Origin of the sequence: Pseudomonas sp. 21615526, assembly GCF_013386245.1 — a bacterium.
Lineage (GTDB): Bacteria > Pseudomonadota > Gammaproteobacteria > Pseudomonadales > Pseudomonadaceae > Aquipseudomonas.
Map to the genome: position 1 here is coordinate 25,896 of NZ_JACAOM010000080.1, position 22,849 is coordinate 48,744.

At 63.4% G+C, this 22,849-nt stretch carries 21 protein-coding genes; 10 read left to right on the plus strand and 11 right to left on the minus strand.

The window, feature by feature from the left end; all coding sequences use genetic code 11:
• Nucleotides 1-52 precede the first annotated feature (52 nt).
• Nucleotides 53-1,234 (minus strand): NO-inducible flavohemoprotein, encoded by a 1,182-nt coding sequence (gene hmpA / locus HX786_RS22580; RefSeq protein ID WP_177036191.1) that lies wholly within the window; start codon nt 1,232-1,234, stop codon nt 53-55.
• A gap of 147 nt (nt 1,235-1,381) precedes the next feature.
• Between hmpA and norR the strand changes: the two genes are divergently transcribed.
• Nucleotides 1,382-2,926 carry a nitric oxide reductase transcriptional regulator NorR gene (norR, locus tag HX786_RS22585; protein WP_087692812.1) on the plus strand — a complete coding sequence of 515 codons (1,545 nt, stop codon included), beginning with the start codon at nt 1,382-1,384 and terminating at the stop codon, nt 2,924-2,926.
• A 57-nt stretch (nt 2,927-2,983) separates the two neighbouring features.
• On the opposite strand, the gene HX786_RS22590 is transcribed toward norR, so the two are convergent.
• A complete protein-coding gene (locus HX786_RS22590) occupies nt 2,984-3,895 on the minus strand; it encodes a DMT family transporter (protein ID WP_177040290.1) in 912 nt (303 codons plus the stop codon).
• A 137-nt stretch (nt 3,896-4,032) separates the two neighbouring features.
• Between HX786_RS22590 and HX786_RS22595 the strand changes: the two genes are divergently transcribed.
• Complete coding sequence (locus tag HX786_RS22595; RefSeq protein ID WP_178912609.1) at nt 4,033-4,908, plus strand: helix-turn-helix domain-containing protein; 876 nt, start codon at nt 4,033-4,035, stop codon at nt 4,906-4,908.
• Nucleotides 4,909-5,043: 135 nt separating this feature from the next.
• On the opposite strand, the gene dacB is transcribed toward HX786_RS22595, so the two are convergent.
• The 7 genes from dacB to HX786_RS22630 form a co-directional block, all read right to left on the minus strand.
• Nucleotides 5,044-6,504 carry a D-alanyl-D-alanine carboxypeptidase/D-alanyl-D-alanine-endopeptidase gene (dacB, locus tag HX786_RS22600; RefSeq protein ID WP_008435629.1) on the minus strand — a complete coding sequence of 487 codons (1,461 nt, stop codon included), beginning with the start codon at nt 6,502-6,504 and terminating at the stop codon, nt 5,044-5,046.
• Nucleotides 6,505-6,605: 101 nt separating this feature from the next.
• Nucleotides 6,606-9,032, minus strand: a complete 2,427-nt coding sequence (locus HX786_RS22605) for a TonB-dependent receptor (protein WP_050550311.1) — start codon at nt 9,030-9,032, stop codon at nt 6,606-6,608.
• 109 nt (nt 9,033-9,141) lie between these two features.
• Entirely contained in the window at nt 9,142-10,077 is a 936-nt protein-coding gene (locus HX786_RS22610; protein WP_008435631.1) for a glutathione S-transferase family protein, read from the minus strand.
• A gap of 75 nt (nt 10,078-10,152) precedes the next feature.
• Entirely contained in the window at nt 10,153-10,428 is a 276-nt protein-coding gene (locus HX786_RS22615) for a GIY-YIG nuclease family protein (RefSeq protein ID WP_003216354.1), read from the minus strand.
• 36 nt (nt 10,429-10,464) lie between these two features.
• Entirely contained in the window at nt 10,465-10,935 is a 471-nt protein-coding gene (locus tag HX786_RS22620; protein ID WP_178903518.1) for a nuclear transport factor 2 family protein, read from the minus strand.
• Between the two features lie 100 nt (nt 10,936-11,035).
• Nucleotides 11,036-11,671: a response regulator transcription factor gene (locus HX786_RS22625; protein ID WP_178903517.1), complete on the minus strand. Its 636-nt coding sequence runs from the start codon at nt 11,669-11,671 to the stop codon at nt 11,036-11,038.
• 200 nt (nt 11,672-11,871) lie between these two features.
• Nucleotides 11,872-12,606, minus strand: coding sequence for a response regulator (locus HX786_RS22630; protein WP_178912617.1), 735 nt, complete (start codon nt 12,604-12,606; stop codon nt 11,872-11,874).
• Between the two features lie 504 nt (nt 12,607-13,110).
• On the opposite strand from HX786_RS22630, the gene HX786_RS22635 reads away from it, so the two are divergent.
• The 8 genes from HX786_RS22635 to HX786_RS22670 all read left to right on the plus strand — a co-directional run bounded on the left by HX786_RS22635 (nt 13,111) and on the right by HX786_RS22670 (nt 20,809).
• Complete coding sequence (locus HX786_RS22635) at nt 13,111-13,740, plus strand: DUF1120 domain-containing protein (RefSeq protein ID WP_087692818.1); 630 nt, start codon at nt 13,111-13,113, stop codon at nt 13,738-13,740.
• 44 nt (nt 13,741-13,784) lie between these two features.
• Nucleotides 13,785-14,402 (plus strand): DUF1120 domain-containing protein, encoded by a 618-nt coding sequence (locus HX786_RS22640; protein ID WP_166742204.1) that lies wholly within the window; start codon nt 13,785-13,787, stop codon nt 14,400-14,402.
• A gap of 43 nt (nt 14,403-14,445) precedes the next feature.
• Nucleotides 14,446-15,075, plus strand: a complete 630-nt coding sequence (locus HX786_RS22645; RefSeq protein WP_008435636.1) for a DUF1120 domain-containing protein — start codon at nt 14,446-14,448, stop codon at nt 15,073-15,075.
• 64 nt (nt 15,076-15,139) lie between these two features.
• The gene (locus HX786_RS22650) at nt 15,140-15,766 is read left to right on the plus strand and encodes a DUF1120 domain-containing protein (RefSeq protein WP_250884758.1); all 627 of its coding nucleotides are present in this window, start codon (nt 15,140-15,142) and stop codon (nt 15,764-15,766) included.
• Nucleotides 15,767-15,794: 28 nt separating this feature from the next.
• Nucleotides 15,795-16,493, plus strand: coding sequence for a fimbria/pilus chaperone family protein (locus HX786_RS22655; protein ID WP_008435638.1), 699 nt, complete (start codon nt 15,795-15,797; stop codon nt 16,491-16,493).
• A gap of 141 nt (nt 16,494-16,634) precedes the next feature.
• On the plus strand, nt 16,635-19,004 hold the full coding sequence (locus tag HX786_RS22660) for a fimbria/pilus outer membrane usher protein (RefSeq protein WP_178912618.1): 2,370 nt from the start codon (nt 16,635-16,637) through the stop codon (nt 19,002-19,004).
• 11 nt (nt 19,005-19,015) lie between these two features.
• On the plus strand, nt 19,016-20,143 hold the full coding sequence (locus HX786_RS22665) for a DUF1120 domain-containing protein (RefSeq protein ID WP_178912610.1): 1,128 nt from the start codon (nt 19,016-19,018) through the stop codon (nt 20,141-20,143).
• A gap of 15 nt (nt 20,144-20,158) precedes the next feature.
• The gene (locus tag HX786_RS22670) at nt 20,159-20,809 is read left to right on the plus strand and encodes a DUF1120 domain-containing protein (RefSeq protein WP_087692824.1); all 651 of its coding nucleotides are present in this window, start codon (nt 20,159-20,161) and stop codon (nt 20,807-20,809) included.
• On the opposite strand, the gene HX786_RS22675 is transcribed toward HX786_RS22670, so the two are convergent.
• Both HX786_RS22675 and HX786_RS22680 read right to left on the minus strand, forming a co-directional pair.
• Nucleotides 20,806-22,086: a CynX/NimT family MFS transporter gene (locus tag HX786_RS22675; protein WP_177008759.1), complete on the minus strand. Its 1,281-nt coding sequence runs from the start codon at nt 22,084-22,086 to the stop codon at nt 20,806-20,808. The genes HX786_RS22670 and HX786_RS22675 overlap by 4 nt on opposite strands.
• Entirely contained in the window at nt 22,076-22,735 is a 660-nt protein-coding gene (locus HX786_RS22680) for a FadR/GntR family transcriptional regulator (protein ID WP_003216331.1), read from the minus strand. The genes HX786_RS22675 and HX786_RS22680 overlap by 11 nt, the downstream gene beginning before the upstream one ends.
• Nucleotides 22,736-22,849 lie beyond the last annotated feature (114 nt).

Sequence of the window (22,849 nt, forward strand, 5' to 3'; positions counted from 1 at the left end):
TGACACTCCGCTTTCGCGAGCAAGCCCGCTCCCACATTTTTGACCGAGTAAGTTATTCCAGGGCCGACGCCGGCCCAAAGAACTCATACCGGCTCTGCGCTTCCGGCACACCCAGGGCCTTCAAGTGACGCTTGATCGCCGCCATGAAGCCTTTAGGCCCCAGGAAGTACGCATCCACATCGCGCTCCTGCGGCAGCCACGCCGCCAGTTGCTCCTGGCTCAGCATCCCGACCTTGTCCGCCGCCGGGCTCACGCCATCATCCTCGGCGTAGCAATAGAAGCGCTTGAGCTGTGGATGCTGCGCCGCCAGGCCGTCCACCCATTCGCGGAACGCATGCACGCCGCCATTACGCGCGCAGTGGATAAAGTGAATCGGACGCTCGGTGGCCAGCGCCGCTTCGAGCATCGGCAATGTTGGCGTGATGCCCACGCCGCCGCTGATCAGCACCAATGGCTTGTCGCTGGCCGCCAGGGTGAACTCCCCCGAAGGCGGGAACAGATCGATGGTCGCACCCACATGGAACTGGTCATGCAGGTAGTTCGACACCCGCCCACCGGCTTCGCGCTTGACGCTGATGCGGTACTGGCCCGAATCGCCACGCGCCGACAGGGAATAGTTGCGGCGCACTTCCTCGCCCTCCAGCACCAGCTTCATGCCGATGTACTGCCCAGGCTCGGCGGCCAGGATCGGGCCGTTATCCACAGGCGCGAAGTAAAACGAGATAATTTCCGCGCTCTCCTCCACACGCTTGACCAAGGTGAACGGCCGCGCGCCACGCCAGCCGCCCGGTGCTTGTTCCTTCTCTTTATAGATAGCCGCCTCGGCACCGATCAGGATGTCGGCCAATTGGCCATAGGCGGCGCCCCAGGCACTCATCACTTCAGGGGTGGCGATTTCGCTGCCCAGCACTTCGGAAATTGCCCGCAGCAGGCAGGTACCGACAATCGGGTAATGCTCCGGCAGGATCTGCAGGGCCACGTGCTTGTTGATGATCTTTGCCACCAGATCGCCCAACTGGTCGAGTTGGTCGATATGCCGGGCGTACATCAGCACGCCGTTGGCCAAGGCCCGGGGCTGGTCGCCGCTGGCCTGGTGGGCCTGGTTGAACAGCGGACGTACTTCTGGGTATTCGGACAGCATCATCCGGTAGAAATGGGTGATCAGGGCTTCGCCGCCACTTTCCAGCAGGGGCACGGTGGATTTGACGATGGCACGGTCTTGGGCACTAAGCATGGCAGACTCCTGAGTCTTCTTACTGAATACCCTTTACTACTCAGTATTCATGCCAACTAATAAATCCTTATAAATCAAATGCTTAATATTAATGTAGTCAGTATGACTTCCTACGTTATATAGTCACTATGACTACAAGGAGTCATTATGACTGCGAAGCCGCTGCTCACCACCCTGCTGCCCCTGGTCGCCGACCTGTCCCGCGAGTTGCCCGAAGGCGAGCGTTACCGGCGCCTGCTCCAGGCCATGCGCGCCCTGCTACCCTGCGACGCGGCCGCCCTGCTGCGCCTCGACGGCGAATGGCTGGTGCCGCTGGCGGTGGATGGCTTGAGTACCGACACCCTCGGCCGGCGCTTCAAGGTCAGCGAACATCCGCGTTTCGCCGTGCTGCTCAGCAGCCCCGGCCCTACCCGCTTTGACAGCGACAGCGAACTGCCCGACCCCTATGACGGCCTGGTGGATGGCCTGCACGGGCACCTTGAAGTCCACGACTGCATGGGCTGCCCGCTGTTTGTCGACGACCGGCCCTGGGGCCTGCTGACCCTCGACGCCCTGGATACCGAGCGCTTCGAACGGGTGGAACTGGACGCCCTGCAAGCCTTCGCCAGCCTCGCCGCCGCCACCGTCAATGTCGCTGAACGCATTGAACGCCTGGCCCTGCGTGCCGAAGACGAACACCAGCGCGCCGAAATCTACCGCCAGGCCAGCGGCCAGCAGCACAAGGAAATGATCGGCCAGAGCAAGAGCCACAAACGCCTGGTGGAAGAAATCAACCTGGTGGGTGGCAGTGACCTGACGGTATTGATCACCGGCGAGACCGGCGTGGGCAAGGAGCTGGTGGCCCAGGCGATCCATGCTGCATCAAACCGCGCCGAGAAACCGCTGATCAGCCTCAACTGCGCCGCCCTGCCGGAAACCCTGGTGGAAAGCGAACTGTTCGGCCACGTGCGCGGGGCGTTTACCGGCGCGCTCAACGAACGCCGGGGCAAGTTCGAGCTGGCGAATGGCGGCACGCTGTTTCTTGATGAAGTGGGCGAGTTGTCCCTCACCGTGCAGGCCAAGCTGCTGCGGGTGCTGCAAAGTGGCCAGTTGCAGCGCCTGGGGTCTGACAAGGAGCATCAGGTGGATGTGCGCCTGATCGCTGCCACTAACCGGGATCTGGCCGAAGAAGTACGCAGCGGCCGCTATCGTGCCGACTTTTATCACCGTTTGAGTGTGTACCCGCTGCAAGTCCCGGCACTGCGTGAGCGCGGTCGCGATGTGCTGTTGCTGGCGGGCTTTTTCCTTGAACAGAACCGCTCACGCATGGGACTGGGCAGCCTGCGCCTGACCAGCGATGCCCAGGCGGCACTGCTGGCTTATACTTGGCCGGGGAATGTGCGCGAACTGGAACACTTGATCGGCCGCAGCGCCTTGAAAGCCCTGGGTAACTGCCGGGAGCGCCCGAAGATTCTCAGCCTCAGCGCGGCGGATCTGGACTTGCCGAACGCCACCGCGCCACCGCTCGAAGCGCAGCCCGACCCCGTGCCGGACGTCACCGGCGACCTGCGCCTGGCCACCGAGAACTACCAGCGCCAGGTCATCAGCGCCTGCCTGGAACGCCACCAGCACAACTGGGCCAGTGCCGCCCGTGAGCTGGGCCTGGACCGGGCCAACCTGGGACGAATGGCCAAGCGCCTGGGCCTGAAGTAATGAACGGTGATTCTCAGGTAAAGGAGATCAAATGTGGGAGCTGTCGAGCCCCCCACACTAAACCTGCTTCGCCTTGTAGATTGGATTGATCGGCGCGCCAGCCTTGGGCTTGCGAAACACCAACACATTCCCCAGCATCACCAGCACCAACCCCGCCAACGCCGGCGGCGTCCACTGATAGCCCTCGGCAAACGCCGAGACGTTCAACGCCACCACCGGGAACAGCACGGTGCAATACGCCGCCCGCTCCGGCCCCATGCGCCCGACCAGGGTCAGGTAGGCGGTAAAGCCAATCACCGAACCCGGGATCACCAGGTACAGCAGCGAACCGATGTACCGGCTGTTCCATTCCATGTCGAACGGAATGCCCTGCACCGCGCAGTACATCGCCAGCATCGACGCACCATAGGCCATGCCCCAGGCATTGGTGGTCAGTGGCTTGAGGCCCGCCTTCTGCTGCAGGCTCGACAGCATATTGCCCGCCGAGAAACACATGGTGCCGAGCAATGCCAAACCCAGGCCGAGCAAGGTTTGCGGGCTGGCGGTGTGCCCCACCAGTTCCGGCCAGAACAACAGCCCCAGGCCCAGCAAGCCAAGGCCGCCGCCCATCAACACATTGCGTGCGACCTTCTGCCCGAAGAACACCCGGGCGTTCAGCGCGTTCCACAAGGTGGCCGTCGAGAACACCACCGCCACCAGGCCGCTGGGAATCCACTGGCTGGCGGTCAGGAAGCACATGAAGTTGACGCAAAACAGGCACAGGCCCTGGGCCAGGCAGATCAGATGCCCGCGCCGGTTCACAACCTGCAGCTTGCGGCTGAGCAGCAGCATCACGAACAGCACCAGCGCCGCGAGGCCAAAGCGATAGACGATGGACACCGGAATCGCCACCACGCCCAGTTGCCACTTGAGGGCAATCCAGGTGGTGCCCCAGATCAATACGGTGAGTAAATACAGGAAAAGGTTCATGGCGGGCTCCGAGGGTTGAGCCACAGTTTCGCCCCTGGCGGCACCAGGTCTCTTGCACATTCTTGCGCTTTTGTCGGCTGCCGGGATCACAGCCGCCGCCGCGGGGAGTAGGATGCAAACCGTCAGAGAGTACGAATATGCCGCCACTGGAAACCCTGCAAGTCTTTCAATCCCTCAACCGCTCGCCCAACGCTCGCCTCGAGCTGTGCGCCGAGCTCGGTGACGGCTTGTCTGCAGCCTTGTGGAGCAACCATCACGACGCCCAGGATTACGAAGCCCCCGACCACCACACCTTGTCCTGCTACATCGGCGGCGGCACCGGCACCTTTCGCCGCGACCAGCCCGGCACCAAGGGCGGCCCGGACAAGCTGTGCATCCTGCCGGCCGAGCATCAGTCGGCCTGGGTGATCAACGGCGAAATCCGCCTGGCCCACGTGTATTTCAGCCCCGAGCAATTCGCCCTGGGCTGCGTCACCTTGCTGGACCGCGAACCCCGCGAGGTGCAACTGCGCGAGAGCACCTTCCTCGACGATGCGCGGCAGGCCCAGCGTTTTCACCAGTTGATCAGCCTGAACTGGAAAGAGCCCGGCGAACGCCTGCTGACCAGCAGCCTGGCCCATGAAATGCTCAGCCATACCTTGCTCAGCCAGGTGGGGATGCGCGAGGGTTTGCGTTTGAAAGGCGGGCTGGCCGCCCACCAGCGCCGGCAACTGGTGGAGCACATCGACCAGCAACTGGCGGAGCCGATCAGCCTGGGGCAGTTGGCAGGCTTGTGTGCGTTGTCGGAGTACCACTTTGCGCGGATGTTTCGCGAGAGTTTTGGACTGCCGCCCCATCAATATCTGCTGGCGCGGCGCCTGGCCCGCGCCCGGGAGTTGTTGCGGGGTGGGTCGTTGCCGCTGGGCGAGATTGCCCTGGCGTGCGGATTTTCCAGCGCGAGCCACTTTACCAACCGGTTCCGCCAGGCGATGGGCGCAACCCCTGGTGAATACCGGCAGGCGTTCCTGCCTTGAAATGCAATCTGCCTGACGGCACAGGTCCAATGTGGGAGCGGGCTTGCTCGCGAAAGCGGTGTGACAGTCAACACATGTACTGACTGAACCAGCGCATTCGCGAGCAAGCCCGCTCCCACCTTTGATCTTCGGTGCTCAATAGTCCGTGCTGTTGGCCAGTGCCGTGGCCAGGCGGTTTTCCAGCGCCTTAACCCGCGCGCCTGCGACCACGTAATTGTTGGTCACCATCGAAAACACCAGCTTGCGCCCATTGGCATCGGTGACATACCCAGTCAACGACGACACGCCACTCATGGAGCCGGTCTTGCCGTGCAGGTTGTTTTCCGCAGCGGTGCCCCGCAGGCGGTAACGCAGGCTGCCGCCCACCAGTCGCTGCGGATTACCGGCAACCGGCAACGCGTTGTACCAGGCGTTGAACCAGGGCTGTTTGCTGGCGGCCAGCAGCACATCCGTGAGGTTCTGCGACGACACCAGGTTACGCCTGGACAACCCTGAACCGTCCACCTGGTTCAACGTCGCCGTATCAATCCCCTGACGCTTCAGGAACCCGGCCACCGCCGCCACACCGGCAGGCGCCGTACCGGCATTCACGGTCTTGCGCCCCATGCTCTTGAGCAAGGCTTCAGACATGTTGTTATTGGAAAGCTTGAGCAACGGCGTGATCAGTTCCTGCAACGGCGCCGACTCATGCAGCGCGAGCACCGTCGCCGTGGTCGGCGTCACACCCCCGATCATCCGACGCCCCTGCACGACAATCCCCTGCTGCGCCAAGGCCTGTTCAAACAGGTTGGCCACCAGTTGCGTCGGCTCCCACACACTGACCAGTTGCGGGCTCTGCCTGCCCGGCGCCAACGCGCCACTGAGGCGCAACAGGTTGGTGCCGTGCTGGCGATTGATTCCATAGCTGTTGCCTGCGCCGCTGACCGCACGGTTGCTGAGCTGCACGTAATCGGTAGCCGGGCTGATCTCCACCGTCACCGGGCGCCCTGCCACGACCGGCGCCCTGGCCGTGACCAGCAGGGAGCCCGCATCAAAGTCGTCATTGGGCGACACCGTCAGCGCCGAAATCTGCGCGCCGTAGTAGGTGCTTTCATCGTCCTGGGACCAGTCGGTGCCCAGGCGCTCGGCGTCGAAGAACGTGTCGTCGAACACCAGGTCGCCCCGCACCTGCCGGATGCCCTGCTGCGCCAGGTTGGCCGCCAGCGCCTGGTAATCCGCCCACTGGATCGTCGGGTCGCCCAGGCCGCGCAGGTAGAGGTTGCCGTCAAGCACCGCGCCCTGGCGGATGCCGTCGCTCAACAGTTGCGTGGAAAACCGATACTGCGGCCCCAGCACATCCATCGCCGCCGCAGTGGTCAACAGCTTGAGGCTCGAAGCCGGGCTCAGCCGCGTACGCGGGTTGTGCTGGTAGAGCGTGTTGCCGCTGCGGGCATCACGCACCATCAGCGATACGCTGGCGCCGTGCAGTGCCGGGTCGGCCAGCAACTGGTCGAGGCTGGCGCTGGTGGAGGTTTTCGGCGCCGTGGCGCAACCGCCCAGCAACAAGCTCAAGCCCAGCAGCAGCCCGCCGGTGTGTATCCATCGTCCCAACTGCATCGCTATCGTGTTCCCGCAAAGTCATTAATGGCGGCCACGCTAGCAGCTCGACAACCGTATGGCGAGGCAGCCGGCTACCGCGCCATAGGGTGTAGCCGAATTTAGAACGTCAGGGTGCTGGACACCGACACCTGCCGCGCATCGCCGATGGACACGAACTGGGTGTTCACGGCCGAGGTGTAATAGGTGCGGTCAAACAGGTTCTTCACGTTGAGCTGGAACTTGACCTTCTGCCCCTCGATTTTAGTGTCATAGGTGGCGAACGCATCGGCCACGGTGTAGCCCGGCAGTTCGAAGCTGTTGGCCGCGTCCCCTGCTCGCTCGCCGACATAACGTGCCCCGGCGCCGACCCGAAGTTGGTCGCCACCGAGAATGCTGCCGAAGTCATACACCGCCGACAGCGAGCCAGTGTTCTTCGCCACGTTTTGCAGGCGATTACCTTTGTATTCGGGGTCTTCGGTGACTTCGGCATCGGTGTAGGCATAGCTGCCGATCACGCTCCACTTATCCGTCAGTTGGCCGCTGGCATCCAGTTCCAGGCCTCGGGAGCGCACTTTGCCGGCGACGCTGTAGACCGAGGTCAGGCCATCGCCGACCTGCACCAGCACGTTGCGTTTTTCGATGTTGAACAGGGCGGCGCTGGCGGTGATGCGCCCCGGTATATCGAGCTTGGTCCCCAACTCCCAGGACTTCGACTGCTCCGGCTCAAGGCTGCCATCCAGCACACTTTTGTTCGCCAGCGGTGCGATGGTGGAGTTGGGCTTGAACGACTCGGTGTAGCTGCCATAGAACGACAGCTCGTCAGTGTAGCGGTACACCAGGCCCGCGCGTGGCACCCACTTCTGGCCATTGCCGTCGGTGTTGGCGGTGAACGGGACACCCTTGCCGGCGTATTGGTCGTACATCTGATAACGCGCGCCACCCACCAGGATCCACTGGTCGGTGAGGTGGATCGCATCCTGCAGGAACAGCGAGTCGCTGCGCAGCAGGTCCATCTGGTTGCTGTCCGGCGCGCTGACGGTGGTGCCCGCCACTTCATTGCCATAGACCGGGTCGTTGTAGTTGAACGTGCCACGGGGCGCCTGGCGGATCAGGTCGGCCCGGTAGATCTTGCGGTATTCGTCATCCAGGCCGAAGGTCAGGTCGTGCTGCATGCCTGCGACGTTGACCTTGCCTTCAAGGCTGGCGGTGGCGAAGCGGTCGGTGGTCAGTGCGCCCTGGGTGCCGTCCATGCTGCGGGTCAGGGTGCCATTGGCGTTGACCTTGACCACACGCACCTGGCTGGCGTCGTAGGTCTCGCGGTTCCAGCTGTAGCCGAAGTGGGCTTTCCAGTCGTCATTCAAATCGTGGTCGGCCTCGAAGCGGTACAGGTCGGAGCGGCCTTCCATGTTGTTGAAGGGCTCGTCCAGGCGGCGAGTCGACGGGATGTTGAGCGGGTGGTTGGTCTTGGGGTCGATGGCGGTGCCACGGTCGAACGGCGAGAGAAACTCCCGGTGCTCATAGGCAAACAACAGCTTGGTGTTGTCGCCGTACCAGGCCAGCGACGGTGCGATCAGGCTCTCGCGGTGAGTGCCGTAGTTGCGCCAGTAATCTTCGTCTTCGTGATCGACGATCAAGCGGTACGCCAACCCGCTGTCACCGATGGGCCCTGTGGTGTCGAGGTTGCCGCCGCTGCCGTTCTTGCCGTCGCCAAAGGTCGAGCCGCGCACGGTCAGCGAGGTGGATTGGATCAGCTCGGGTTTCTTGCTGACGATATTGACCACGCCGCCCGGATCCTGGATGCCATACAGCAACGACGACGGGCCCTTGAGCACTTCGACGCGCTCGGCGGTGGAATTCAGCGCGCGGCCCTGCACCAGCGGCATGCCGTCCTGCATGATCGAACCGTTTCGGTTGTCACCAAAACCCCGCAGCATCACCGCGTCCTGGGTGCTGCCCAAGGTGTTGGCCTGGGTGATGCCACTGATGTTGGTCAGGGCATCGTCGAGGTTGCGCGGCTGTTGATCGCGCATCACCTGGGCCGGTACAACGTTGACAGTCTGTGGAGTTTCCAGCAGCAGGCCGTGGGAACGCATCACCGAACTGGTAGGCGGCGGTTGATAGCTGGTGGTATCCGAGGCCAGGGCGGCACCGTTGATGGTGGTGGCACCGAGGTTCAGCGCGCCGTCGGTGGGCAGCGGTTCCAGGGCCAGGGTGCGGGCGTCGATCTGGCGGAAGGTGAAGCCGGAATTACCCAGCAGGCGTTGCATGGCCTGGGCCGCACTCATCTGCCCGGTGATGGCCGGGGCCTTGATGGCGTACGGCGCTTCGTCGGTGTAGACCACGCTGATGCCGGTCACCCGGGTGAAGTCGCTCAAGGCCTGGGGCAGCGGCTTGGCGGCCAGGGCAAAGTTGAACAGCGTGCTCTGCTGCTGCGCCTCGGCCGCCTGCGCCACGCCCAGGGGCAACAGCGCCAGCCCCGAAACTGCCAATACCGAGGCTCCCAGCCAATGTTTAACCGAACCCGCCGACGTTGCCCTGGACTTCATGCTTGAGAACCCGTGTGTAAAAACGCTGTTAATGCGAATTAATCGCAGTTTCAAGCACTACACGGATGGCCGACAGGTTTACCTCACACCGATTTGAAAATAATTTCAGTCACGCCGGTTGGATCCGAAATCCGAAGCGCGGAACGTGCACATGCACGGTGCCGGCGCGGTCATCGGTGCGCCGCAGAATCAGCTCTTCGCGGCCGGCAAACAGCAACTCCCCGGCCACCGGATCGGTGCCGTAGTCGGTGGCGCTGATGGTCACTTGCTGGCCGGGCTTGAAGCCGTTCGGGTCTTCGAAGATTTCTTCCGGCAGGTTGGCCGGCGTGGCATTGCGCGCGACTTCCAGGGCTTGCTCGGCACTCATCTGGCTCGACGTGCCATGCCCGAAACCCAACACCCGGGCGAGCCAGGCGGCCACCGCAGGATAGGTTTCCACCAGCGGCGAGGTGACCGACGATCCCATGAGGAACCACAACGGGTGCGCCAGGGCGAAGTCGGCAATCGACGGCTCGCCGAACAGGAAGTCGCCCTGCTGGTGCTGCAACTGCTGATTGATACGACCGATGATCACCGGCCATTGATGCTTGGCCTGATCCAGTTGCACACGGGTGGCCGTGCCGCCACTGAACAATTTGCTGCGGTCGGCCACCAGCACCTGGAGCATTTCCGGCGGCACTTTGGCGAACTTGACCGCCAGGGATTCCGGCTGGAACACCAGGCTCACGGCATGGGAGAACACCGTCGAATCAGCCCAGGCGGCGAAGCTTTGGCTGACCAGTTCCAGGCCTTGGGGAAACAGCGCCGGCGCGGACTTTTCCTGCTCCAGACGGCGGGCGATCAGTGCGGTGTCGCAGTAGATATCGGCGCCCACCTGCAACACCGGGGTCTTGCGATAACCACCGGTGAGGGCCGTCAAGTCAGGCTTGGGCATCACCGGCGAGATGTGCACCGAACGCCAGGACAAGCCCTTGAAGCCCAGCAACAGGCGGGCTTTTTCGGCAAATGGGGATTGCGGGTAGTGGTGCAGGATCAACTCAGTCATGCCAGGCTCCGCTCAATGAGTGAGCGTCCAGCTTAGCCTGCAAACCCGGCAAAGGCGCGCATGGGAACCTATCAGTCAAACTGATGGGCCGATCGCCGCCAGGCACTCCTTGGCGCTTTTCTTGAGTTTCTTGATCAGCCGTTCCTGGCGCAGCGCCTCGGCCTTGCTGATGCATGCCTCGGTGTACACCAGCGCCACGGCGGGGCTTGAGAGGAAAAACCGTGCGCCCTTGCCACTCTGGTGCATGGCAAAGCGGCGCACCGGGTCATTGCTGATACCGCAATAGAGCGAGCCATTGGCGGCGCGCACCAGGTAGACAAACCACGGTTTGGCTTCAGAAGGAGTCGTCACGGATCAATTCGGCAAACCAAAGGAACGCCAATCTTATCAACGACTGGCCTGGAACGCCTTCAACCCTTTCAGCGCCTGGGCCCGCACGGCGTTTTTCACCAGCGGCGTCCAGCCCAGCAACAGGCCTTTGGTGCCCAACGCCTGCCGCGACCAGCGCCACAGGTCAAAGTGGTCGTGGTGCTCGCAGATCTTGCCGTCACGAAACACAAAGCGCGCCCGGATATCGTTGACTACGGTGTTGCCCGTCGCACTGAACAGGTAGGTCGCCACCCAGTGGGCGCTGCCGGTAATTTCATCGCTGCGCACACTGTCGAAGGTCAGGGAAAAGTCCTTGGCCCGGGTGGTCAGCATGCGCCACATGTCGCCGGCATCACGGCCACGCAGTTCACCGAATGCCGGGTCGCTGAACACCACGTCGTCGCTGTAGCAGGCGCTCATGGCCTCGGCATCCAGGCGCTGGAAGGCACTGTAGAACTCGGTGATCAAGGCGTTATGGACGTCGCTCATGGGCAGGTTCCGCAAAAGAAGTTGGGATGGCCGGTACGATAATCCCCAAGGCCGGGGAACACTACTGGCATCAACGCCAGGAATACCTCATCCCGTCCCTTCAGGGCACCATTCCGCTGCTGCGAGCATAGTGGAACAAATCCACATCGGTGGAGATACACAGCCGGTTCATCGCGGTACTTTTCTGTTTGCTGATGGTGGAGATGCTGCGATTGACCCGCGCGGCAATCTGGCTGACGGTCATGCCGCTGGCCAGCATGCGCACCACTTCGCGTTCCTTGCCCGACAGTTGCGGCGATTGTGATTGATCGCCCGTGCCGGCCTGCACCAACTGGGTCCGCAGGGACTCGCTGACGAAGGTCTTGCCCTCGCAGACTTCCTTGATGGCCGTGGGCAACTCCTTGGCCGACGCACTCTTGGCGACAATGCCTCGGGCGCCCTCGGCAAACGAGGCACGCAGGGTGGCGATATTGGCGAACATCGTCACCAAGATCACCGGCACCCCGGGGTATTGGCGTTGCAACAAGCCCAACAACACATAGCCGTCAGCCTGCTGCCCGCCCGGCATGGCGAAGTCCGTCACCAGCACATCGCAAGGGGTGCTGCCCAGTACCCGCAGCAGCTCATCCGGGCCGTTGGCCTCACCGACCACCTTGCACTTGCCGTTGGCCTCGATCACCACCTTCTGCCCGATCCGAACAATGGGATGATCGTCAGCAATAATTACGCGAAGCATAGAAATCCATGAGTGATGGCAAATTGATTTGCGCAAAATAACCCTGTCCGTCCCGGGCAACAACCGCCCACCTGGGAGCGGTTTTCAATGGCGTCCCGTGTTCTTAAGCGGGTGATTTTTTACCTACAACAAAAAAGGAAACCACCTACAAACTAAGCCCACAGACAGAGGTAATACCCCCTACAGAATCGTTGAAAATGTCATAAATCTGTCAAATAGCGCAGATACACCAGCAGGTCCTGGTCGAACCGCTGCAATGCCCGCCTGTTGCACCGGATCCCGTGCTTGCGCACCTGTTCGATCAACTCCCCCGCACAGCGATCCAGCTCCGTCTCGCCAAAAAACGCCAGGCTTCCCGCCAGGCGATGCAGGCAGTCGACCAATGCATGCGGGTCGACGATGCGGCAAGCCTGTACCAGGCCTGCGTAATCAGCCTCGGCCTCGCGCACCAGGGTGCGCAACATCTGGTTCACCACCTGTTCATCGCCAAATGTCCTGATCAGTTCGGCACGAGTCGGCCAGTGCACCCCGGCGCAGGCTGTGGCAGGCGGGTTCGTACTGGCGCCCGGCGGCTGTGGCAGCCACTGCTCCAGCACCCCGCGCAATTGTTCCAGGGTCAGCGGTTTGAGCAGCCAGGCATCCATGCCGGCCTCAAGGCAGCAGCGCGCATCGTCCGCAGAGAGTTTGGCGGTCAAGGCAATGATCGGCACACGCGGGCGGCTGTGTACGGCCTCTCGCCGCCTGATCTCACGAGCCATGCTATAGCCATCCAGCACCGGCATGCGGCAATCGCTGATCACCAGGTCGAAATGCCGCAGGGCGATGGCGGTCAACGCGGCCTGCCCGTTGCACACCAGTTCGTGATCGACTTCGAATTTTTGCAGGAACCAGCCCATCAAGGCGCGATAGGCCTGATGGTCCTCGACGATCAGCACGCTCAGGTGCTTCCAGTGAACAGGAGGACTGCGCCATGGCACCGTTTGCTGCCTGGGGGCGTCGTCAGCAAACACGCTTGGCATCATGGCCACCTCGATATCGGCGCCGACCTGCCAGGGCCATCAGACGGCCCTGGCATATCGTCTAGTGAGGGTGCGCTTGACGGTGATCCTTAACCCATCCGCCTGGCACCCATTACCGAATCAAGCTATCCACATGAATACCACTCTTGCGATACAAGAACTACGAAAAGACAGTTTTTCCTACAGCTCCGCCCACCTATTCCGACTTGACGCAGGCGAGCTAGAGGGATAGCGGATTGTCGTAATTCTTGTATTTCCCCTCCTCCCCCCCGGCGCTAAATTGCGCCCCACCCCAAGAGGGCAATCCGCCAACTCACCTGGCGGCCAACTATCCGAACTGACCCGACGCCCAACCGCGCCTCTTTCTGCGCTGCGGTGAGCTGCACCCGTCAGTTGATCCAACACCGAGACAATACAACCATGAACAAGCACCTGATCGCCGTCGCCAGCGCCCTGCTGATCACTGGCACCGCCCCCGCCTTCGCCGCCAGCACCGTGGACCTGACAGTCAAGGGCATCATCACCCCGAATGCCTGCACGCCGAGCCTGTCCAGTGGCGGGGTCATCGACCACGGCAAGATGTCGGCCAAGGACTTGAACGCCACCCAGATCACCCTGTTGCCGAAAGTCACGCTGCAAATGACCGTGACCTGCGATGCGCCGGTGATCTTCGCCCTCAAGGCGACCGACAACCGTATTGGCTCCGGCAGCGGCAGCGGCTTCGGGCTGGGCTTTATCAACGGCACGCAAAAGCTAGGTTCCTATAGCTTGACCCTTGGCGCCAACGGTAGCCCGCCCCAGGCCGACGGCGAAACCGTGCAAGCCATCGGGTCTTTCGACAATGGCGTCACCTGGGAGCGTTGGAACAGCTTTGAAACCGGCACCTATCTCTCGGTCGCCACCCTGGCAGACGCCAGCACCCCGCGTGCCACCCAGCAACTGGTCACCCCCGTGGCCTACAGCGGCTACATCAACCGCACCGACGGCCTGGACCTGAGCAACGAAGTCAATATCGACGGCTCGGCCACCATTGAAGTGCTCTACCTGTAACCCACCTTCGCCCCTGACCTGCAACCAAAAGGTGCTGCTCGATGATGAATTCCTCACCCGCTGTCTTTCTCGCCACGTTGCTGCTGGCCCCCACCGTCCTGGCCGCCAGCAGTACCGACTTCGCCGTCACGGGCACCATCACACCCAATGCCTGTGAACCCATGCTCTCCGGCGGAGGCGTGGTGGATTACGGAAAAATGCCGGCCAAGGAACTCAACACCGACAGCCCGACCTCACTGCAGCCGCAGACCATGCAAATGGAAGTCCTGTGTGAAGCGCCAACGTTCATCGCGCTGAGCACGATCGATAACCGCGCCGGCACTTCGGCAATTAACGACTACTGGCATGGCCTGGGGCTGACGGACAGTGGCGAAAAACTTGGCGCCACCGCATTCGGCCTGCTCAACCCGGTCGCGGACGGCGTCACGGTCAAGACGATCAACTCGACCGATGGCGGGGTGACCTGGCTCCCGTCGATTTACCTGGGCCACTACACCCAGACCTCGGTCGCCACCAACGGCGGTGCGAACACCCCGATTGCGATACGGCAATTCAGTGCCGACCTGCGCGTGTACACGATGGTCGACGGCACCGACCGCCTGACCGTGCTCGACGAAGTGCCGCTGGACGGCCATGCCACCGTGCAACTGAAGTACCTGTAACCCTTTATTCAACCGGCCCCACTCGAAAGGAAACGTGTGCCCCATGAAACTTACGCTCAATGCCCTGGCCACCGCGCTGCTGCTCAGCACCAGCGCCTCTGCCCTGGCGGCGTCCACCGTCGACCTGACTGTCAAAGGGGTGATTACCCCCAACGCCTGCACACCTGGCCTGTCCGGCGGAGGGATGGTGGACTACGGCAAGATCTCCGCCAAAGACCTGAACCTCACGACCCCCAAACAACTGCCACGCACCACCTTGCAACTGACCATCACCTGCGACGGCGGCACCCTGTTTGCCGTCAAGGGCACCGACAACCGCGCTGGGTCCAACTCCAGCGGCGGCACCTACGGCCTGGGGTTGATCAACGGTACGCAGAAGCTGGGGGCCTACGACCTGATGCTGAATAACGCAGTCGCCGACTCTGTCGCCGTCACGGTGCTGGAATCCGGGGATAACGGCACGACCTGGGCAGAGTCGGCGGACGCGATCCTGCCACCCAGCGCATTGGCGGCTTTCGGCGATAGAACCTCGGGCACCTGGCTGCCGGTGCCGATCCAGCAAGTCGTCAGCGACCTGGTGGTGTACGCGCAGATCGCCCGGGCCGACAGCCTGGACCTGAGCGATGAACACCCGATCGACGGCTCGGCCACGCTGGAAGTGAAGTACCTGTAAACCCGCGGCCTCGTCGTTCGCGGCGAGGCGCCTTACTTGCACCGAACACATTGAAGACCGAATGATGAACAGAACCCTACGCCTGTGCACGGCGCTGTTATTGCTCAACACCGGCTCTAGCGTGTTTGCCAGCACCGCCACCGAGATGACCCTTTCGGGCCTGGTTACCCCCAGCTCCTGCACCATCGCGCTCTCCGGCAGCGGCATCATCGACCACGGCACCATCCCTGCCCATCTCCTCAACCAGGTGGCTCCCACCCCGTTGCCTACCCAATGGCTGGAGGTAGAGATCCACTGCAGCGGCCCCTTGTTGTTTGGCCTGATTGGCCTGGACAGCCGCGAAGATTCGTCCGCCGCACCGGACACTACCTACGGCCTGGGGAGAAACCCCATCGCGCCCGCGGAGCAGTTGGGTTACGTCGACCTGGCGTTCGAAGCGGCGCAAGGAGACGGCCAGGCCATGCAGTCACTTGTGTCAAACCCCGAAGGCGGCCTTTGGGCTCCCCAACCGGCCATCCACCCCAAGACACTCATGGGCTTCGCCCGTCCCGGCCGACCGTTTCCGGAACCCATCGTCACCCTGACCACCCGGATCCGCGCACAGACCACCATCCACCCGGCGAACCGTCTGACCCTCAGGCAAGACGTTCCCCTCGATGGCTCACTGGTCCTGGATTTGCGTTACCTCTAAGCCCTGTGATCATTTTAGGAACTGCGTCATGAAGACCTATCCAACCTTGCTGGCCCTGGGCTGGCTGCTGAGCACCCAGGCGTTTGCCGACGGCATGGTGCCCGACACCTCGGTGGTGATCGTCAACGAGGCCGACGGCGAAGCTTCGGTGTCGGTGACCAACACCGACGGCAAACTGGCCCTGCTGCACGTCACCCTGGAAGACATTCCGGAAGACACCGAATCGCTGCTGTTCGTCACCCCGCCCCTGTCCCGGGTCGAGGCCGACAAAAGCCAGCTGGTGCGCTTTATCCTGCGCAACCCCACGCCCCTGAAAACCCAACGCCTGAAGCGGGTGATCTTCGAAGGCATGCCCAAGGACCGTGACGCCGCCCAGGCTGGCCATGCGCGGGTGGGCGTGACCGTGCGCCAGAACCTGCCGGTGATCATTCATCCCAAGGGCCTGGCGCCGAACCGCACACCCTGGACCGGGCTGACCTGGTCGTTGAACGCCGGTCACCTGAACGTCGCCAACCCCACGCCTTACGTGGTGCGCCTGGCCCAGGAGCTGCAATTGCTGCCCGGCAAGCAGAGCCTGGTGCTGCCGCGCACTTATGTGTTGCCCGGCGAAACCCTGCGGCTCAGCACGCCCCACACCGCCACGGCCGTACGCCTGCAACCGGCCACCGTGTACGGCTTTGCCGTCGCCGCCTATGAAGCACCGATAACCGCCGCAAACGCTGAATAACGAAGTGACAGCCCTGTGACTGTCACCGGGAAGCCCGCCAACCGTTGCCGGCTTCCATAACCTGAGTGCCTTTACGTGAACACAGTAACCACTGACCCGGCTGGCGAAGCCGTGCCCGACTGTCCTTTACGCCCCGCCCGGATGCGGGCCGCGCTGCCACTGACCATGGCGTTGCTGTCGGCCGATGCCTGGGCCGATGCCTTCGACGCGCAAACCCTGCACCAGCGCGGTATCGACCCGGAGCTGGCCTACCTGCTGCTCGACGCACCGCGCTACACCAGCGGCCGCCATGCCGTGAGCCTGACGGTGAACGGCCAGCGCCGTGGCCGCCTCGATGTGCAGTTCGACAGCCAGGGCGCGCTGTGCTTCGACCGCCCGCTGCTGGACGCCGCCGACCTGGTGATACCGGCCCCGCTGGCCGACAGCCGCTGCCATGACTTCCTCGGCGAATACCCGCAAACCGTGGTGGAGCAAGACCCCGCCAGCCTGAGCGTGAGCCTGATGGTGCCCACCGATGCTCTGCGCCCGCGCCAACGTGAGCTGTCCGGTTATGAAACCGGAGGGTTCGCCGGCTTGCTCAACTACGACCTCACCGGTTTGTACAACCGTTATGGCGACGACGCCAGCCGCTTCGGCTCGGCCAATACCGAGCTGGGCTTCAACGCGGGCGACTGGATCGTGCGCAGCCGCCAGGTCCAGACCTGGCAAGACTCCCGGTCCCGCAGTACCCACCTGGAAGCCTATGCCCAGCGCACCTTCGCCGAGCAGCAGGCGGTGTTGCAGGCCGGGCAGATCAACCTCTACAACCCGGTGCTGTCATCCGCGCAGATCACCGGTATGCAGCTGTTTACCGAACAGGCCCTGCAGGACCAGGAACAGGGCTCGACCATCAGCGGCATCGCCAACAGCCCGGCCCAGGTGGAGGTGCGCCAGAACGGCGCGCTGATTCACTCCACGGTGGTGCCGGCCGGGCCGTTCTCGCTGACCGACGTGAGGCGCCTGAACACACGCTCCGACGTTGAAGTGACGGTCAAGGAAAGCACCGGCGAAGAGCGACGCTTCACCGTGCCGGCGGCGATGCTCGGCATCGGCTTGCCAGCCCCGGGTTACTCGTTGGGGGCGGGCCGGGTGCGCAATATCGGCGATACGCGCGGCGACGATCCGTGGGTGATCAGTGGCGGCTGGAGCGGCGCCTTGAACCCGCGCCTGAGCCTGGGAGCCGGCGCGCTTGCCGCCGAAGACTACCGTGCCACGGGTGCCAGCCTCGGCCTGTTGCCGTGGCCAGACGGCCAGGTACAACTGTCGACCCAGATTGCCGATGCCCAACGCCTGGGTGAACGCGGCGTACAGACCGACCTGAGCCTGTCCCAGCGCCTGGGCCGGCAATGGTCGATCACCGCCGGCGCCTCCCACCGCACCATGGGCTACCGGGAGCTGGAAGACGCCGCCTACTACGACTCACGGGACGACGAAGGTCGCCTCACCCGCTATCGCGACCAGCAGAGCCTGGCCCTGGGCTGGGCCCATCCATGGCTGGGTGCCTTCAATGCCGGCCTGTCGCGCACCACCACGTTCAACGGCGAAAACAGCAGCCGTGCCCTGGCCTCATGGGGCACCAGCGTGCGCGGCGTGTCGCTGTCGGCCAGTGCCGAGTGGCAGGTCAGCGGCCGGCAGAATAACGAGAACGCGGTGTACCTGAACCTGAGCGTGCCACTGGGTGAGAACCGGCGTGGGCGCTCCTGGGTGCGCAACTCCGGTGGCGAGCATCGCATCGGCCTGGGGGTGAACGAGCAGGTCAACGATCAACTCAGTTACCGGGTCAGTGCCGAGCACGACAGCCGCGACCAACAAGTGGAATCCACCCTCGGCGTGTCCTATCTGCCGCGCTATGCACAACTGGACATGAACTACAGCCGCTCTGACGCCGAGCGCTCCAGCTACCAGGGCGGTGTGCGCGGTGCGGTGGTGGCCCACAGCGGTGGCGTGACCTTCTCGCCTTATCCGGTGCGCGACACCTTTGCGCTGGTGTCTGTCGGCGATATGGCCGGGGTCAAGCTCACCACGCCCAGCGGCCCGGTATGGACCGACTTCCAGGGCCAGGCCGTGGTACCGCAGGTGTCCGCCTACGGGCGCAGCCCCGTGGAAGTGCAAACCCAGTCGCTGCCGCGCAACGCCGATATCAGCAACGGCCTGGCCGTCATCAGCGCCGGGCGCGGCGCGGTGGATCGCGTGGAATTCGGCGTGGCCCTGACCCGTCGTGCCTTGCTCACAGTGACCACCGACCACGGCACGCCGCTGCCCCGTGGCGCCACGGTGAGTACCGTCGATGGCGAGTTCGTGACCCTGGTGCAGGAAGGCAGCCAGGTGTTCCTGCCGAACGTGCTGGACCCACGTCCCCTGTGGGTCAAGGCACCGGGCATGAGCCGCTGTGAACTGCAGGTTGAACTCGCGGAAAAAGCCGACCCGCAGGTGTATTTCGAAACCGCCCCGGCCCGCTGTGTGACGCCATGAGGAAGACTGTGATGAAGCGATTGTTACTGCTGGGATTGGCCCTGGGCGCCATCGTCCAGAGCCGGGCGCACGCCGACGAATGCCAACTGACCCTAAGCCAGTCGCGCCTGGATTTCGGCGTGATGAACCGCGCCGTGCAGCGCAACCCCGGCGCAGAAATCCTGCTGGGAGAACGCCGCCTGAGCCTCAACCTGAACTGCCCGACGCCCACCGATATGCACGTGTTCTACCGGGCCCTGGCCGCGACCGCCGAGCGCTACCGCTTTACCGAGCGTGGCAGTTACCGCGTGCACATCAGCGATGCGGTACTCGACGGCCAGGCTGTTGAACTGGGGTTGACCAGCGGGCAAGGCCAGGCGCCCAGTGCCAGGGGCAGGACACTCGACTGGCGGCCCGACCAGGCCATCGTACCGTTGCGCGACGGTGCGCCGACCACCGGCAGCAGCTTCTCGGCGCAATTGCTGGTCAATGCCTGGGCACAGGCCGACGCCCTGCAAGTGCGCGACGCGCTGACCTGGGAAGCCACCGGCTTGATCGACGCCGTCGCCAGCGGCCGCGCACGGGAGTTGTCGCTGCAAGCCGGCTTCGCTCCGGCGGCCTGCGAGACCACGCTGTCCAACGGCGGCATCATCGACTTTGGCCGTATGTGGTCCAGGAGCCTTAACACCGACAAGGAAACCGGGCTGGTCTCCCGCAGCCTGCTGCTGAGTATCGGCTGCGACGGCCCGACTCATTTCGCCTTGCGCATGCATGACAACCGCAAAGGCTCGGCCACCGGCGGCATCGACGAAACCGCCTACGGCCTGGGAGTGGACGACAGCCGTAATAAAATCGGCCGGTACTTCCTCTATTTCGACCCCTTCGACCTGCGCGCCGATGCCCTGCCCCAGGTATATCGCACCGACTCCACCACCGGTGGCGTGGCCTGGAGCAGCTCCAGCGCCTACCCCATTCCCATCGGCAGCAGCAGTTTGCTCGGCTTTACCGCTCTACCCGGCAGCAATGCCGGCCCCACCGCGATCCAGAACCTGAGTGGGCAGATCAGCGTGCGCGCCGTCCTGTCCCCCATGAACAGCCTGGACCTGCGTACGGAAGTACTGCTCGACGGTTCCGGCACGATTGAAATCATCTACCTCTGATCAAGGAGTATGGTCATGCACCTACGCCAGCGTTCTCTCGCAACACTTGCCCTGCTGACCCTCAGCAGCGGTGCCACGGCAGCCTCCAGTGTTGAACTCGGCGTCACCGGCTTGCTCACTCCCAGTGCCTGTACACCGGCGCTGTCGAGCAACGGGCTGATCGACTACGGCAAGATTTCCCAACAGGAGTTGAACATTGATCGCGGCAAACGCCTGCCGGTGCGCTACCTGAGCGTGACCATCAACTGCGAGGCAGCGACTCGCTACGCCCTGCGCATGAGCGACAACCGCGACGGCACCGCCAACGTCAACAGCGAAATCTACTACGGGCTGGGCCTGGACCCGAGTGGCAACAAGATCGGGCTGTACTCCCTGACCTTCGACCCCAAGCAGACGGTGATCGACAGCCTGCCGGAGGTTTACGGCACCGAGTCCACCAGCGGCGGGATCGCCTGGCGCACCGCCAACAGCAACCCGATCGACATCGGTTCGCGCAGCTTTCTCGGCTTTACCGACACCGTCGGCAGCACCAGCGGGCCGACGGCCTTTCAGACGCTGAGCAGCCTGGTCAGGGTCGATACGGTGATCGCTGCCAAGAACAATCTCGACCTCAGCAGCGACGTGCATATCGATGGTTCCAGCACTATGGAAGTGCTGTACCTCTAGACCTTTTCGCTGGTCACGCCGACATACCGCGCACGCCCGGCGCCCAACCCCGCGATGATCGCGCCCAGGCCGATCACCGCGAAAATCCAGCCGGTGGCGTTCCAGCCACCGGTCCAGTCATGCACCAGCCCGACCGCGAACGGCCCCATGGACGCCAGGGTGTAGCCGATGCCCTGGGCCATGCTCGACAGGTTGGCGGCTACATGGGCGTCCCGTGAACGCAGCACGATCAAGGTCAGCGCCAGGCTGAAAGTGCCACCCTGGCCCAGGCCCAGCAGAATCGCCCAGCCCCACAAGCCGTCCAACGGTGCATACAGGCAACCGAACAGGCCGCCCAGGGTCAGCACCATCACCACCACGATGGCCAGGCGCTGGTCCTTGCCACGAGTGGCCAACCAGGGCGCAGCCAGGGAACTGGCCAGTTGCACAATCACCGAACCGGAAAGCACCAGGCCCGCCTGGGTGGCGCTCAGGCCACGGCCGATCAGGATCGACGGCAGCCAGCCAAACACAATGTACGCCAGGGAGGATTGCAGGCCCATGTACAGGGTCACCTGCCAGGCCAGCGGATCACGCAACAAGCCCTTCACGCGATAGGCCACCTGGTGCGCGCCGTGTTTCTGGCCGACCTGTGGCAACCAGAACAACGCCGCGACCAACGCCGGGAGAATCCAGAACCCCAGGCCGATGTTCCAGCTGTCGCCGAAGTAATGACTCAGGGGCACCGTGGATCCCGCCGCCAGCGCTGCACCCAGGCACAGGGCCATGGTGTACACGCCGGTCATGGTGCCGGCCTGTTTGGCGAAATCGCGTTTGACGATGCCGGGCAACAGCACCCCGATGATGCCGATACTCGCGCCCGCCAGCAGGCTGCCGGCGAACAGCCCGGCCTCACCCAATGAGCTGCGCAGGATGATGCCGCCGGCCAGGGTCAGCAGAATGCCCAGCACCACCCGCTCGGCGCCAAAACGTCGGGCCAGGATCGGAGCCAGTGGCGCGAACAGGCCCAGGCACAAGACGGGCAGCGTCGTCAGCAACCCGGCCTTGGCCGCCGAGAGACCCAGGCTGTGGGAGACCTCAGCGAGCAGCGGCGCCATGCTCGACAACGCCGGGCGCAGGTTCAGCGCCACCAGGATCAGGCCCAACAGCAACAACCACGGACGGCTTACCACCGGCGGGCTGTGCTGGACCTCCTCGTCATCGGCTTCGGCGTCGATCAGCAGTTCATCAAGGGCACTTTCTGAACGGGGCATAGTGGTCTCGGGTTCAAGGTTCATTGATCAACTGCCGGGACAGGGCCTTGGCGCGTTCCGGGTCCTGTTGCTCCACGGCATCGAGCAAGGCGCCGTGCAGGTCGAATACCGCTTGCCGGCGCGGCTGGATGTTCAGGGTCTGGCGCAGTTGCGCGCCGACAATGCTCGAGAAGTACTGATACAGCTCGCTCAAGGCCGGGTTGTGGGCCGCGTCCACCAGGCGTTTGTGGAACACCAGGTCGCAGCTGATGTAGTGCTCAAGATCACCGTGGTAATGGTCGCCGCTGGCGTTGAGGGCCGCGCGCAAAGCGACCAGGTCTTCATCGGTGCGGCGCAACGCGGCCAAGCCGACTGCCTCGACTTCAAGAATCTGCCGCGTCTCCTGCGCCTGAGCCAGGGTGCAATGGGACAAGGCTTTCATCGCGCCCAGCGGGTCGGTCATGGAGCGCAAATAGCTGCCGTCGCCCTGGCGGATCTCGATCAACCCGGAGAATGCCAATACGCGCATGGCTTCACGCACGGTGTTGCGGCTGATCCCCAACTCGGCAGACAACTCGGGCTCGGTGGGCAGGCGTTCGCCGATGGCCCATACGCCTTGGGTGATGCGCTGGCGCAACTGTTCGAGGGCTTGATCGACGAGGGAGCGTTTGATCAGGGGGGCGATGTCTGTCATGGGTTTCGTCCTTTCATCCAATCATAGGATGAATTTTCCCACAGCCTATTCGGAGTTGCCTACAAAGGCAACGCACTAGGGTTCTTGGGCAGGCAAAGGAGCAGTATTTTCGAT